Below are 14,961 nucleotides of genomic sequence, written 5' to 3'. Positions count from 1 at the left end.
AAATTTGCGTCTCAAATATAGAATTAATAAAAAAACTTATAATACAATGGGAAGAGCATTCGAATATCGAAAAGCACGAAAGCTTAAACGTTGGGGTACAATGGCCAAGACTTTTACCAAATTGGGTAAAGAGATTGCTATCGCAGTGAAAGATGCTGGGCCGAACCCAGAGTCCAATGCACGTTTGAGGGTATTGATTCAAAATGCTAGAGCAGCGAACATGCCTAAAGATAATGTTGAACGTGCTATTAAGAAAGCTTCTTCTAAAGACCAGAAAGACTATAAAGAGATTACTTATGAGGGGTATGCTCCTCATGGGATCGCAATTATGGTTGAGGCTGCAACGGATAACAATACACGTACCGTAGCTAATGTTAGAAGCTATTTCAATAAATGTAATGGTTCTTTAGGTACAACAGGTTCTGTTGAATTTATGTTTGAACATAAATGCCATTTCAAGGTTGCTGCACGAGAGGGACTTGATTTAGAAGAACTAGAACTTGAGATGATTGATTCTGGGGTAGAAGAGATCTTCGAAGAGGATGATTCTCTTGTAATTTATGCTCCTTTTGAGTCTTATGGTAATATCCAAAAGTACCTTGAAGAGAATGATTTTGAAATTAAAGGAGCAGAGTTTGAACGTATTCCAACTGATACTAAAGACTTGTCTGAAGAGCAAAGAGCTGATGTAGACAAACTTCTTGAGAAATTAGAGGAGGATGAAGATGTGTCGAATGTTTTCCATAACATGGCATAATCATTAATAATAGTATATTATTATAAGGCGGAAATTGAACGATCAATTTCCGCCTTTTTTATTGCACTTCATATCCTATAAACATTGCCCTTCTTTTATTGTTTCTTTATATAGTTTTAGGTAGATTGTTCATCAAAAAGCTTCTATGCGTTTTCTCTCATTTTATATCATATTTGTTATCCTATTTATTAGTGATATCTACTCTTTTCGATGGATTACAACCACTTTTACATCTCAAAGTTCCTATTTACGTTGGGGATATTGGGCTCTATCTGTAATCGTTTACACTTTACTCTTTTATATCATCTATTTGGCTAGAACTACAGTGATTGTAAATGCAACCTTAGGATATAATTTGATGGTTGCTTTTGTGTTTGCTATTCTTTTGGCAAAGATATTGATGTCCATCTTTTTCTTATTGGGAGATGTCTTTAGATTGGGTACATGGATTTATCAATATTTTACAGGATCACATGGATCTGTTGGTGCAATACGTAGGTATTATACCTTAGGGATTGTATCTCTTATTGGTCTTCTATGTGTCTCCTTATTGTATGGTGTTGTATGGGGGAAATATAATTTTAAATTAAGAGAACAGGTTGTTGCTTCATCGAAAATACCTAAGTCATTTGATGGTTTTAAAATAATTCAACTATCCGATATGCATCTTGGTACTTTTGATCGAATAAAACCTTTAGAAGATGTGGTGTCTGAGATTAATCAACTCTCCCCGGACTTAATTTTGTTTACAGGAGACTTGGTGAATTTTAGGGCAGAGGAGGCACGAAAGTATGTCTCTATATTTTCCAAATTAAGTGCAAAGTATGGGAAATATACCATCATGGGGAATCATGATTATGAGAACAAGCGTTATCAAAACACTCTATTCTTGGAAGAGGATAAAGAGAAGATATTAGATGTATTAGAGAAACAGATGGGGTTTCATTGGTTGAAAAATAGTTCTGTGTACATACAAAATCAAAATGATTCCATCGTTTTGGGTGGTGTTGAAAATTGGGGGAAGCCACCTTTCCCACAACTAGGGGATGTCCAGAAGGCCTTTGATGGTATTCCACCCTCATTCTTTAAAGTTCTGATGTCTCACGATCCATCATATTGGGATCAAAAAATATCGAAAGAGAATAATGAAATCGATCTCACCCTTAGTGGCCACACCCATGGAATGCAATTTGGTATTGAGGTTGGGAACTTTAAGTGGAGCCCTGTTCAATATGTCTACCCTTTATGGGTCGGACTATATAAGAGAGGAAATGAAGTTCTCTATGTAAATAGAGGGTTTGGTTCCATCGGATATCCTGGAAGGGTTGGGATTTGGCCTGAGATCACATTAATTACGTTGAAACATAAAGAATAACGACATCTTTTTTTATCGCTAAGGTCAGTTTTTTATCTTTGTGCTTGCAAATGAAATGAAAAGTATTGCTTTTCGTCTAGAATAAACAATCTAAGAATGTATAATATATACCCTTCGAATTTCGAACAAAAAATAGGTTTTGATCAGATTCGAATCATGTTAGAGAAGAGATGTCTGAGTCATCTTGGAAGAGAGCTTTGTCGCGAGTTTGGTTTTATGAAAGTGCATAAAACAATTAAAACAGCTCTATTTGAGACTAATGAATTCCTCTCTATCCTTCAGGGAGATCGGGAATTTCCTTCCATAAATTTTGGTGATATTCGGCCTGCATTACATAAAGCAAAGATTGAAGGAACTTTTGTTGATGAATCGGAGCTATTTGAGTTAAAAAAATCATTGGAATCAGTAAGAGGGGTAGTTAACTTCTTTAAAAATAGTGAACCCGAAGATTTTAAATCTCTAAAAGATGTAATTAAAGAGATTGAAATATTTCCATTTATATATCAACGCATAGATGATATTTTAACCAAACATGGTAAAATTAAAGATCATGCATCTGCTGAACTGTCTCGAATACGTCGAGAGATAATTATTCGTCAGTCCTCTGTCTCTAAGACGATGAATTCTATTCTTAGAAGGATGCAGAAAGATGGCTATGTCGATTCTGATGTATCTGTAAGTATGCGTGATGGACGTGCCGTAATTCCGATCTCTGCCTCTCATAAAAGAAAGATCAAAGGGATTGTTCATGATGAGTCTGCAACGGGAAAGACTGCTTATATTGAGCCAAGTGAAATTGTTGAAACCAACAATGCAATCCGAGAATTAGAGTATGCAGAAAGACGTGAAGTTATTCGGATACTAACTGAATTTACAGACTCTATTCGTCCTTATGTTGATTCTCTATTGAATTCACATACAATATTAGGAACTATTGATTTTATTAGAGCTAAAGCTGTTTTTGCAAAGGATACAGAATGTGTTTTACCGCGTTTAAAGCAGTATCCTATAATGAAGTGGCATAAAGCGAGGCACCTTGTTCTTGAAAGTAACTTAAGGAAAGAGGGGCGTAAGATTGTTCCTCTAGATATTTGTTTAGATAGAAAAGGACGTATTCTATTAATTTCTGGACCGAATGCAGGTGGAAAGTCGGTGTGTCTTAAAAGTGCAGGATTAATACAGTATATGATCCAAACAGGTATGCTTGCTCCAATGGATTCTGAAAGTCATATAGGTGTATTTGATGGGATATTTGTGGATATTGGAGATGAGCAGTCTATTGATAACGATCTAAGTACTTATAGTTCTCATCTTACCAATATGAAGTATTTCTTACGAAATACTACAGAAAATAGCTTAATCTTAATTGATGAATTTGGTTCAGGTACTGAACCGATGTTAGGGGGAGCCATTGCTGAATCTGTTTTGAATACATTGAACAAACAGAAGGTCTACGGAGTGATAACAACCCACTATACAAACCTGAAGCACTTTGCTTCCTCTTGTGATGGAATAGAGAATGGTGCGATGTTATATGATTCGCATAAGATGGAGCCTCTTTTCCAATTAGCGATAGGTCGACCTGGTAGCTCATTTGCTTTTGAAATAGCACGTAAGATAGGACTGCCTGAATCTATCCTTCAAGAGGCTACAGATAAACTTGGAAAGGATCATATCGATTTTGATAAGCACTTAAGAGAGGTTCTTCGTGATAAACGTTATTGGGAGAACAAGCGAACTGATATTCGCAAACTAGAGAAGCAGTTAGAGGAGATGTCTTCGAAATATCAACATGACATTAAAGAGGCTAACAAACAGCGTAAAGATATTATTGAAAGAGCCAAACAAGAGGCGGACATTCTTCTAAAGAGTTCAAATAAAATTATTGAAAAGACCGTTCGTGAAATTAGAGAAAGTCAAGCTGATAAAGAAAAGACTCGCGAATTAAGAAAGAATCTTTCTGAGTTTAAGGAGGATGTTGCAACCAATACAACCATTCATGATGAAAAAATTCATCGAAAGATGAAGAAACTTCAGGAGAAGGAGAGCCTTATTAAGAAGAAAGTGTCTAAACAGGGAGGACAGAGCATAAGTTCTACTGTAAGAAAAGAAGAAGAGGGGATCTCAAAGATTAAAGATCACAAATTAGAAATAGGCTGTGGCGTTCGAATCAAAGGACAATCTAATGTCGGAGAAGTATTAGAGATTGAAGGTAACCAGGTAATCGTTGCTTTTGGTATGCTTCGATCCGTCCTAAAATTGAATAAGATTGAGGTCGTCTCTGCAAGTACGGCTAAGAAGATCACTAAGAATAAAACTCTTGGTATTATTAATGATAAGATATCAGAAGAGAAGTTGACTTTTAAGGCTGAGATTGATATCCGAGGAGAGAGGGCAGAAGATGCTCTGCGTAAAGTGCAGCAGTTTGTTGATAAGGCGATCACTCTGGGTGAGAAGGAGCTTAGAATATTGCATGGTAAAGGAAGTGGAATCCTAAGAGAACTTATCAGAAAACAGTTGCAAGCAGAGCCAATGGTTCGCAATGTGAAAGATGCTCCTGTTCAATTTGGAGGCTCAGGAATTTCTATTGTAACGTTAAATTAGAAAACCAGTTGTACCATTATTAAACATATAAAAAAAGAGGATTCTATTTGATTTTAATAGAATCCTCTTTTTTATATCAATAGCATTAAAGATAGAACACCTCTTAAATTAGTGCTTTATTTTTAATGTAAATAACTTTAAAATATATATAGGGATCTAGACTTAATATATGTCCAGCTCCTCCTCTTGATTTTTATTGTATAATAAAGAGATCTTTCCAAGAAGAGAGGAAACTTGTTTTGAAACATTATATGTGTCTTCACTTATCTCTTTTTTCTGCAATTTAAGAAGAACTACACCATATAGAAATGAGAAACAAACCTGTATTTCATTAATGGCTTGATCTCCCATCTTAGATGCAATTTCAACAAGGATTGATTGAATATCCATATATGTTTTATGATACTCAGGATACTTGTTGCTTTTAACAATAAGAGTGTGAAATTCAAAAAGATCATTCATCTGATTGGTGACAAATTGCATGTGACCACTCTCTTCGATATGTTCTCTTTTCATCATCTCTGCGAAGTTCAAATACCAATGGAGTATCTTTTCTTTTTCAAGGTCTTCAACAGGGTATTGGTTGACAATATTTTTTCGAATATTATCTTCAGAGAATTTCTGGGAACGAATTAGGTCTTCTATTTGAAATAGATACAGAATATACTCTGCAATATTTTCTTTTTTCTTTTTTTCTGCAATATACATTTGAGTCTATTTTAATCAAAAGTTTTCCTCCTCATCAAAGAGGTCATCATAATCTTGGAATTGATCGATATCTCGTCGTTCTTTTTTAGTTGGTCTACCAGTTCCTCTATCTCTGAGACCATTCATAACATACCTTTGTGTTTTAAGTATCGCTAATTCAGATTCAGGAGTGATGTCTTTCATATAATCAGGAACGAGTTTTGCACCAACTCTTTTGCCTATAATACCTACTACTTTAAAAGTATATGTTATAGGTTGCTTCTTTACCTCTACAGTATCCCCAATCTTTACAGTACGAGAACTCTTAACAGGATTTCTATTAACAGTAACTCGTCCTTTTTTTATGGCTTCAGCAGCAATGCTTCTTGTTTTAAAGATACGAACAGCCCAGAGCCATTTATCTACTCTTACTTGTTCATCCATGACTATTATCTATTACGAAAAAGTGAATAATTTATCTTAATATATGAAGATAGCTATTATTTCGTATTATGAAAATTCATGGTTCTTTCTATACCTATTGTGGTAAAAGATTCAATAGCTTTTATTGCCGCATCCATGCGGATAGATAGGTCTAATTTTTCTTCTTTACTCCACTCTCCAAGAACATAATCTATTTGTTTCCCTTTGGAGAACTCACTACCAATTCCGAAGCGCAGGCGAGGATAATCAGCACGACCTAGAACTTTTGTAATATCTTTTATCCCATTATGTCCTGCATCACTTCCTTTGGCTCTGATTCTTAATTTTCCGAAAGGCAAAGCAAGGTCATCCACCACAATCATGATATTCTCAATAGAAATCTTCTCTTGTTGCATCCAATAATTTACGGCTTTACCACTAAGGTTAACATAAGTTGATGGTTTTAAAAGAACTAATGTTCTTCCTTTGTATTTTACTTCAGCAATAGCACCATGTTTTTCTGCTTTAAAAGTGGCATCATTTTCTTTAGCCAATTGGTCTAATACCTTAAAGCCTATATTGTGACGAGTCTCTTCATATTCAGTACCGATATTTCCGATACCAACAATTAGATATTTCATGTGATTATATAATATTAAAAAAAGTTTGCAAGGAGTAGTAAACTACCCTTACAAACTTTTATATCATTGACTGAGATGCGTAATGCATCACACTCATAAATTATTTCCCTTTTGCAGCATTCATTGCAGCACGTGCAGCACGTGTAATCATTACTGTTGCAACAGGAGTAGACTTAGAATTTAGAAGTTCAAGACCTTCAGAATCAACATCTCCTACACGGAAACTTTGACCAAGACCAAGTTCTGTTACATCGATAGAGATAGTATCAGGAAGATCTTGTGGAAGAGCCTTAACACGAAGAGTACGAAGGTTTAGCTTCAACTTACCCCCTTGTTGGATACCTTTTGCAAATCCTTCAAGTTTAACAGGAACATTAATCTTCACTGCTTTATCTTCAAAAATTTGAAGGAAATCAACGTGAAGGATCTCGTCTGAAACTGGGTGGAATTGAATGTCTTGCATGATTGCTTTACACTCGTTACCATCAATAGTTAGATCGATAAGGTAAACGTCTGGAGTGAAAACAATTTTACGGAACTCATTAACTTCAGCAGAAAAGTGTACTGGAGTTTTACCACCGTAAAGTACACATGGTACTTGTCCTGCGTTACGCAAAGCTTTGGTTGCTTTTTTGCAAATCTCTTTTCTTTCTGAACCGTTAATAGAAACTGACTTCATTGTTATTTTATTTTAATTGTTACAGATGCTTACTCAGCAATTTGATATAAAAGCAATTTGCTGCATCACACCCTTTAATTATATGATATTAAAAAACTATTGGCAAAGATAACAAAAAATTAGATAAACGATTTACTAATTGATTGATTATCGTATACATTACGAATCACATTAGCGAACATTTCAGCACATGAAAGAACCTTAATTTTCGCTGATTCTTTGTGAAGAGGGATAGTGTCTGTGAAATAAACCTCGTCTAGTCCTGATGCTTCAATGCGTTCATAAGCAGGACCTGAAAGTACCGCATGAGTAGCAAATGCGCGAACACTTGTAGCACCCATCTCCTTCATAAGATCTGCAGCTTTAGTAATAGTTCCTGCAGTATCGATCATATCATCAACGATGATAACATCTTTTCCTTTTACGTCTCCGATAAGAGTCATATTACCAATAACATTGGCTTTTGCTCTCGTTTTGTGACAAAGGACAAGTTCTGTTCCCAAATGTTTTGCATATACATTTGCTCTTTTAGAACCTCCAACATCAGGTGAAGCTATAACAAGATTTTCTAAATTCATATTCTGGATATGAGGAATGAAAATTGTTGTAGAGCTTAGGTGATCAACAGGAACATTAAAGAAACCTTGAATTTGATCTGCATGAAGATCCATTGTGATCAAACGGTCAATACCTGCTGTCGATAGCATGTCTGCGATCAATTTTGCACCAATAGAAACACGAGGCTTGTCTTTTCTGTCTTGACGAGCAAAACCAAAATATGGCATTACTGCAACAGTTTGTTTAGACGAAGCTCTTTTTGCAGCATCTACCATCAAAAGAAGTTCCATCAAATTATCAGAAGGTGGGAATGTCGATTGAACGATGAAAGTCTCCGCTCCACGAATTGTCTCTTCGTAGCATGGTTCAAATTCACCATCTGCAAATCTTGGACAAGCAGATTTTCCAACTTCTACACCTAAATGTGATGCAATTTTCTCTGTCAAATATTGGGTTTCAGTACCCGAAAAGATTTTTAATTTATTGTCTACAGACATCTCTCAGATTTATAATCAAATTAGTGATTGGATTCTGTTGGCAAAACTAATAAAATGAAAAAAGAATAACCAATGAAACCGCTGTTAAATTTAGTAATGTACTTTAGCTAATGAAACTATCGCTTCTTTAATTGCTCATTAATTTGGTCAATATAGCTCAATACCTCTTTTGATCCCTCTTTTGTCTCAGATGAAGTGATGAAGGTTGTAGGAAGTTCTTCCCACGTTTTAAGTAGTTCTTTTTTGTAATGTGCTACATTTTTGGCCAATTGATTTTTTGAGATCTTATCTGCTTTGGTGAAGATAATTGCAAAAGGGACTCCATTTACTCCAAGCCATTCGATAAAATCGGTATCTGGTTGTTGTGGTTCAAGTCGAACATCAACCAATACCATGACACAAGTAAGATTTTCTCTATGTTGTATGTAACTTCTTACAAAATCTTGCCATTTACGTCTTTGTGTTCTAGATACTTGAGCATAACCATACCCTGGTAGATCCACTAGATACCAATATTCATTGATAATAAAGTGATTAATAAGCTGTGTCTTTCCAGGTCTACCCGAAGTCTTAGCCAATTTCTTTTGGTTCGTAAGCATGTTGATCAGAGACGATTTTCCTACGTTCGATCTTCCAACAAATGCATACTCTGGTTTACTACTTTGAGGGCATTTTAAAGGATCTGTGTTACTAATGACAAACTTGGCCGTTTTAATTTGCATGACAATATATTATGATAACGATAAATACTTTTTAAAAATATATGTAGATAAACTACTCTTCTTCAAATTGTTTGTAGAGTTGTTTCGAAAAATCTTCGCTATTGAGACGTCTAAAGATTTGACCATCTCGAACGATACTAATACTTCCATTCTCTTCCGAAACTACTACAATAATTGCATCGGTCATTTCAGACATTCCTATGGCTGCCCTATGTCTAAGTCCTAAGTCTGGAGACAATGTTCTCTGGTCTGTAACAGGCAAAATACATCGTGCAGAAACAATCGTGTTCTTATGAATAATTACAGCTCCATCATGTAGTGGGGAGTTCTTAAAGAAGATTGTTTTAAGAAGTTCTTTCGATAGTTTAGCTTGAATTAACTCTCCTGTTTCAACATATTCATTCAAGTTGGCTTTTCTCTGTATTGCAATAAGGACGCCTGTTCTAGTGGCTCCCATCTCTTTGCATGCAGAGACAATGATTTCAACAACCTCTGAGTGTTCTGCCTTCTCTTGCTCTTTATCAAAATTGAGAATTTTCTCAAAGTTAATCCATCTATGAAGTTTGTATTGAGACCCTAACATGATAAGAAAGCGACGAATCTCCTGTTGAAAGACAATGATTAGAGCAATCACTCCTACGCCAAACAACTGACCCAAGATCGTACTAATAAGTTCCATCTTCAATGCTTTTACTAGCAACCAAAGTAGATAGACCGTAAAAATCCCCATTGAAATATTGAACGCAATTGTCCCCCTAATAAGTTTGAATAGCTTATATAGCAGTATCGATACCAGAAGTATGTCTATAAAATCTAAAAGACGTATGGTGATGAATAAACTCAAAAGGATAAAATTTTAATGGGATTATTTATTATTTAAAACATTTAGTCATCGAGACTATTTGAACGCACTCCACTGCTTCTTTAACATCATGAACCCTTAGTATGTTCGCTCCTTGTATTAAGGACATGGTGTTGATTACTGTTGTTCCATTGAGTGCCTCTTGAGGGGAGATATTAAGTGGTTTATATATCATTGATTTTCTAGATATACCAACAAGGATTGGTGCTTCTAGTATTTTAAATCCATCTAACTTGTTTAATAGTTGATAGTTATGATCGATATCTTTCCCAAACCCAAACCCTGGATCTATGATAATATCGGCTACTCCCATACTACGTAAAGTTGCAACTCTTTCCGAAAGGAAGTGAAGAGTCTCTTTAAAGACATCCTCATAGGTCGGATTTTCTTGCATGTTTTGTGGTGTTCCCTTAATATGCATTAGTATATAAGGAACTTTAAGTTCAGCCACTGTTGCAAACATATTAGAGTCTAATGTCCCGCCAGAAATATCATTAATGATACAAGGCCCATGTTTTGAAATAATCTCTTTGGCTACTTCGCTACGAAAAGTATCAATCGAAATCGGAACCGATGGAAAATGAGCTCTGATGGCATTCATCGCAAAATCAAGTCGTTCTATTTCGTCACTTACTGAAACTTCAGCTGCTCCGGGTCTTGTTGAGTAGGCTCCTAAATCTAAGAAAGACGCGCCATCGTTAATCATACGACGAGCTGATTCAATAATTTCTTTTTCTGTGTTACATCTACTGCCTTCAAAAAAAGAGTCTGGTGTGATATTGACAATTCCCATCACCATTGGAAGTTCTAGAGAAATTAGTTTTCCATCAAGTTGAATGGTTCTTCTTTTTTTGAAGAAATATTTTTCTGGTTGATTAAATAACATCGTCTATTATTTCAGGAATGAATTTTATCGACTGTTTGTCCACCGATTTATTTCACAAAAATAGCAAAATAAAACGTACTTTGTGATTTCTTTATCATCTTCGATTTGATATTCTGTTTAAAGATGATTCGTTTCTTCTTTTTTTTATAGATCAACCTTATAATAATTTAAAATACTCTTCCCTCTCAATAGATCTATGGTTTGTTGAATGTTATAGATTGATTTTGTGAACCATGTTAATGGGAGTGCTATACTCATTTATCCTAACTTTATAAGGAGTGGGTCTTTCTCATCGTTTTGGTACTGTAATTAGATCCTTTGTATTATTTGTGTTACGAATTGAGATTTTTGTTATTCTATATGAGAGGTGCAACATATATTTTTACCTCGATGTAAATATCCAATAAATGAGAGGTTTATTGGCGTTAAAAAAGAGAATAAATATATAAAGGGATAAATAATGAGTCAATTAAAAAAATCTATGTATGGAGCTTTGTCTCTAGCTCTAGTTTTTTGTTTCTCGTGCGCTTCTAAAACAGCAAAGAAAGAGAAAAAAGAGAAAACTAAAACGTGTTGTCAAGAGACGTTTAAACCGACTTGGGAATCTTTGGCAAAAGCCAAACCTGCAACATGGTGGGAGAGTGGGAAATTTGGAATTTTTATACATTGGGGGCCTTATAGTGTCGCAGGATATAAAGATGGTAATAAAGGTTATGCTGAAGCCATTACAAATCATATGTACCAGCATCCAGAGAAGTATGTCTCTTTTTTTAAGAAGAAGTTCGGTGCTGCACCTCCTGAGTTTGGATATAAGGATTGGGTTAAACTATATACTGCTGAGAATTGGAATCCTAAAGCGTGGGCCGAACTTTTTAAAAATAGTGGTGCTAGATATGTAATTCCTACAGGAGAACATCATGATGGTTTTGTGAATTGGGACTCCGATTTAACAGAGTGGTGTGCCACTAAAAAAGGTCCAAAGAGAGACTTAATTGGAGATTTAGCAAAAGCGGTACGTAGTGAAGGACTAAAGTTTGGGATCTCTTACCATAGAGAGCGTCATCCAAGTCGTTTTACCGATGGATTTAAGGTACATGATAAACCATTTCAACAGGTGGCAGAGGAGATCAAAAGAGACCCTAGTGCTGCTGATCTGTATGGTCCTTTTGACTATAGTGATGAGTTTATTAGTGACTATGTCGCGAGATGGAAAGAGGCTGAAGATAAGTATCAACCAGATTTTATGTGGATTGACGATGTCCCTATCTTATATGCAGCAAAAGGAGATCCTCAGGTTGAGAAATTTGAGAATGCTTATAAAAAGATGATTTCCGACTACTTAAATCATGCGAAAGAGTGGGGTAAAGAGGTTTATTTTAATAACAAAGGAAAACACCGTAATTTTCCTGAAGGTGTTGGTTGTGATGAGATGGATAATATGGCGGTGGACAAAATTGGTGCTCACTGGCAAAACCCTGCTACGCTTGGTATTTCCTATGCTTATATGCAAAACGAAGAGATACACGATCTTTATAAAACACCAGAAGAACTTGTACGTCTTCTTGTGGATGTCGTAAGTAAAAATGGTAACCTTTTATTGAATATTGGACCTAGAGCAGATGGTACCATCCCAGAGGGAATGCAGCGTCGATTATTAGCAATGGGTAAGTGGTTAAAGCACAATGGCGATGCGATTTATGATACCAAGCCATGGAAGGTATACGGTGAATTTACTGGAGATATCATTGAAGAAAAAGAGGTGCATTATAATAATCACAGCATGAGAATTCATGAAAAGGAGTATCGTTATACTTCTAAAAACAACACAATCTTTGTGACTTCTTTCCAAAATGATGCGCAAGACATCCATCTTCATGAGCTCCACAGTTTGGATGCCGCTAAGATTAAGTCTGTGGAAACAATGGACGGACAAGAGTTGAAATGGTCTATCGATGATCATGCATTGGTTATCAAGCCTAAAAAGAACAATAACTTCTACTTGGCTACGGTATACAAAGTTAATTTGAATTTATAATTAATAAATGTTTTCTTTTGAGAATGTAGATTGCTGATAATTAATATATAAAAGGTCCGGAGAACATCTTGTATTACTAAAAGCTAATATAAGATTGTTTTCTGGACCTTTTTAATAACGAAATTCTCTATTAGCCCAATGCAAACCTAAAAGGAAGCCTCTAATTTTATGTAGATCGGTCTGGGATATATTTGTCTTGACAAAGAGATATCATGCTTTTTTAGAATATCCTATCTATTCCTAACTCCATGGAACTTAATAAACAGTTCTATGGAATACTTTCAATCTCTTCATGAAGGTTTTGATTTAAATATCTACAGCGTAATGGTTTTAAACGTTATAGATAGACCTTGGATAAATGTATTGCAGTAGCACCTAAATAGATTAGCGCAATGGCAACATATATAATGCTGGTTATTTGTATATATCTACTTTGCTTTTTGAAATGATATATGTGATAGCCATATTTAAATAATGCGAATCAAGGGTTCAAAACATAATTAAGAAACGTTGCAGTTAGTTTACCGAATGCATGTACCATTAATCCTTTTGTAGAACTTACTTTACTAGCTCTTTGTATATCTGTTTTTTCGATTAGCCAAGAGAACATTGCTTCAATAGGTTGTCTAATTTTAGATACAGCTCTATTATACAAATCATCTGCTGCTTTTATTCTTTGTTTGATTATCAAAGGCATCCCTTTTATTGCCTTAATAGGTGTCAACATTTCTGAATTATACTGACTCTTCACTTGTTGGTTAAATTCATTATGTATGTAAATTTTATCTCCGAAGAAGGTTCTGTTCCGCATCTCTGACCATCTCTCCTTGTAGACGACAATATCGTTCACAGATGCAGGGGTAAAAAGGACTTGCTCTGGAAATGGTAAAGCATCCAGGGAAATTGCATTTATAACATGTTGGATATTAGATAGAATTAACAAGTCTGTGAACGAGCGATAAGCTTTTCTCTATATTCATCGACATATATGGCTCTATTTTTCTTCCATTTCAATGTTTTTTTGTTCTCCGTATCCAACTTTAAGATATTAAGAGCCATTTTACAAAGCATATTCATATTTTCAGCTGCATGATCTTTTTTTCGCTGCTGTTTATCTTCATTGAAGCTTACATCGAGTGTCCAATGAAGATTATTTTCGATTGCCCAGTGTGAACGTATAAGTTTATTAAACCTCTCAGCTGTTGTATCTAAAGAGGATATGTAATACCTCACATCACTTCGTTCTTTATTTGTTGAAGATTCTAATGTCTGGGTTGTTATTCTAATTAAACTATGGATACCTCTCCATTTGGTCAACACAGGAGCATCTTCAAAGTCATTTATTACATCACAAATACGAGTTTCAATTCTTCCATGACCAAAGTCTTCTGTTATATTAGAATCACAAACAATATCTGTATTAAACTGAATATCAAGTTCCTCTTTAGTTTTCTTCTGATTACCTTTTACTTGTAGAATATAGTCACCTTCTTTTTCTAGTATTTTATTTGCAATTTCAGTTTGACAGCCCATTGCATCTGTTGTAACAACCATGCCTTTGATAGTAATAAGATCTAACAATTCTGGAATGGCTGTTATTTCATTACTCTTTTTATTGGTGGTAACCTGTCCTAAACATAAACCATTATCTGAGGCAAAGGCAGAGACAACATGAATTGCATTCTTCTTTGCATTAGCAGATCCCTTAATGGTCTTTCCATCAATACCTATTACTTGATTAGATGTAAGCTTTGTTAAGCTTGAAGACCACTTGATAAAACACTCGTTAAAGAGAGACGAATCTAAATGTCTAAATACTCGACCAATGGTATCGTGTGATGGAATCCCTGATGCGTACGGATAAAATTTTCTGAGCCAATCGATTTTAAGCTCTCCAAATTGTGCAATATCTTCATTGGTTTTAAAACCACTTAATATAGCTGACAATGAAAGAAATAGAACTTCTATAAGTGGGTACATAAAATTGCCTTTTTGTATTCTTCGAGGATCTTCTAATGGAAGGAAATAAAGAGCAAACTTATTATCATAATTATTTACTATTGCTTCACTCATGTTTTTTTTAGAAAGGGACATCTCCCTTGAATAATAATACAGAATGTAAAAGGCAGAATATGCCATAACTAACGTAGCAAAGATAACAATATTTATTTATTACTTAAATGCAATTTCCCTGCTTACTTTCGTTCTCTTTGATCTCTCTTTTAAGATATCAAA

14 protein-coding genes are annotated in these 14,961 nt (G+C 35.0%); 4 read left to right on the top strand and 10 right to left on the bottom strand.

Annotated elements, in window-relative coordinates:
• Nucleotides 1-46 precede the first annotated feature (46 nt).
• The 3 genes from K4L44_11415 (at nucleotide 47) to K4L44_11405 (ending at nucleotide 4,736) form a co-directional block, all read left to right on the top strand.
• Nucleotides 47-757, top strand: coding sequence for a YebC/PmpR family DNA-binding transcriptional regulator (locus tag K4L44_11415; GenBank protein ID QZE13194.1), 711 nt, complete (start codon nucleotides 47-49; stop codon nucleotides 755-757).
• A 145-nt stretch (nucleotides 758-902) separates the two neighbouring features.
• Nucleotides 903-2,132, top strand: a complete 1,230-nt coding sequence (locus K4L44_11410) for a metallophosphoesterase (protein QZE13193.1) — start codon at nucleotides 903-905, stop codon at nucleotides 2,130-2,132.
• Nucleotides 2,133-2,228: 96 nt separating this feature from the next.
• Nucleotides 2,229-4,736: a Smr/MutS family protein gene (locus K4L44_11405; GenBank protein QZE13192.1), complete on the top strand. Its 2,508-nt coding sequence runs from the start codon at nucleotides 2,229-2,231 to the stop codon at nucleotides 4,734-4,736.
• 162 nt (nucleotides 4,737-4,898) lie between these two features.
• On the opposite strand, the gene K4L44_11400 is transcribed toward K4L44_11405, so the two are convergent.
• The 8 genes from K4L44_11400 to folP all read right to left on the bottom strand — a co-directional run bounded on the left by K4L44_11400 (nucleotide 4,899) and on the right by folP (nucleotide 10,598).
• Complete coding sequence (locus K4L44_11400; protein QZE13191.1) at nucleotides 4,899-5,444, bottom strand: DUF4924 family protein; 546 nt, start codon at nucleotides 5,442-5,444, stop codon at nucleotides 4,899-4,901.
• A gap of 15 nt (nucleotides 5,445-5,459) precedes the next feature.
• Nucleotides 5,460-5,873 carry an RNA-binding S4 domain-containing protein gene (locus K4L44_11395; GenBank protein ID QZE16000.1) on the bottom strand — a complete coding sequence of 138 codons (414 nt, stop codon included), beginning with the start codon at nucleotides 5,871-5,873 and terminating at the stop codon, nucleotides 5,460-5,462.
• Between the two features lie 50 nt (nucleotides 5,874-5,923).
• Nucleotides 5,924-6,487, bottom strand: a complete 564-nt coding sequence (pth, locus tag K4L44_11390; GenBank protein ID QZE13190.1) for an aminoacyl-tRNA hydrolase — start codon at nucleotides 6,485-6,487, stop codon at nucleotides 5,924-5,926.
• Nucleotides 6,488-6,587: 100 nt separating this feature from the next.
• Nucleotides 6,588-7,166: a 50S ribosomal protein L25/general stress protein Ctc gene (locus tag K4L44_11385; protein QZE13189.1), complete on the bottom strand. Its 579-nt coding sequence runs from the start codon at nucleotides 7,164-7,166 to the stop codon at nucleotides 6,588-6,590.
• A 119-nt stretch (nucleotides 7,167-7,285) separates the two neighbouring features.
• Complete coding sequence (locus K4L44_11380) at nucleotides 7,286-8,221, bottom strand: ribose-phosphate pyrophosphokinase (protein QZE13188.1); 936 nt, start codon at nucleotides 8,219-8,221, stop codon at nucleotides 7,286-7,288.
• A gap of 116 nt (nucleotides 8,222-8,337) precedes the next feature.
• The gene (gene yihA / locus K4L44_11375) at nucleotides 8,338-8,943 is read right to left on the bottom strand and encodes a ribosome biogenesis GTP-binding protein YihA/YsxC (protein ID QZE13187.1); all 606 of its coding nucleotides are present in this window, start codon (nucleotides 8,941-8,943) and stop codon (nucleotides 8,338-8,340) included.
• Nucleotides 8,944-8,995: 52 nt separating this feature from the next.
• Nucleotides 8,996-9,787 (bottom strand): diadenylate cyclase CdaA, encoded by a 792-nt coding sequence (cdaA, locus tag K4L44_11370; GenBank protein QZE13186.1) that lies wholly within the window; start codon nucleotides 9,785-9,787, stop codon nucleotides 8,996-8,998.
• Nucleotides 9,788-9,815: 28 nt separating this feature from the next.
• On the bottom strand, nucleotides 9,816-10,598 hold the full coding sequence (gene folP, locus K4L44_11365; GenBank protein ID QZE15999.1) for a dihydropteroate synthase: 783 nt from the start codon (nucleotides 10,596-10,598) through the stop codon (nucleotides 9,816-9,818).
• A gap of 553 nt (nucleotides 10,599-11,151) precedes the next feature.
• Between folP and K4L44_11360 the strand changes: the two genes are divergently transcribed.
• Nucleotides 11,152-12,726: an alpha-L-fucosidase gene (locus tag K4L44_11360; protein QZE13185.1), complete on the top strand. Its 1,575-nt coding sequence runs from the start codon at nucleotides 11,152-11,154 to the stop codon at nucleotides 12,724-12,726.
• A 481-nt stretch (nucleotides 12,727-13,207) separates the two neighbouring features.
• On the opposite strand, the gene K4L44_11355 is transcribed toward K4L44_11360, so the two are convergent.
• Nucleotides 13,208-13,576 carry a hypothetical protein gene (locus tag K4L44_11355; GenBank protein QZE13184.1) on the bottom strand — a complete coding sequence of 123 codons (369 nt, stop codon included), beginning with the start codon at nucleotides 13,574-13,576 and terminating at the stop codon, nucleotides 13,208-13,210.
• A gap of 86 nt (nucleotides 13,577-13,662) precedes the next feature.
• Nucleotides 13,663-14,799 (bottom strand): ISAs1 family transposase, encoded by a 1,137-nt coding sequence (locus K4L44_11350; protein QZE13183.1) that lies wholly within the window; start codon nucleotides 14,797-14,799, stop codon nucleotides 13,663-13,665.
• Between the last annotated feature and the right edge of the window lie 162 nt (nucleotides 14,800-14,961).

The organism is Prolixibacteraceae bacterium (genome assembly GCA_019720755.1).
Taxonomy (GTDB): Bacteria; Bacteroidota; Bacteroidia; order Bacteroidales; family Prolixibacteraceae; genus Halosquirtibacter; species Halosquirtibacter laminarini.
This window is presented reverse-complemented; position numbering and strand designations above follow the sequence as displayed.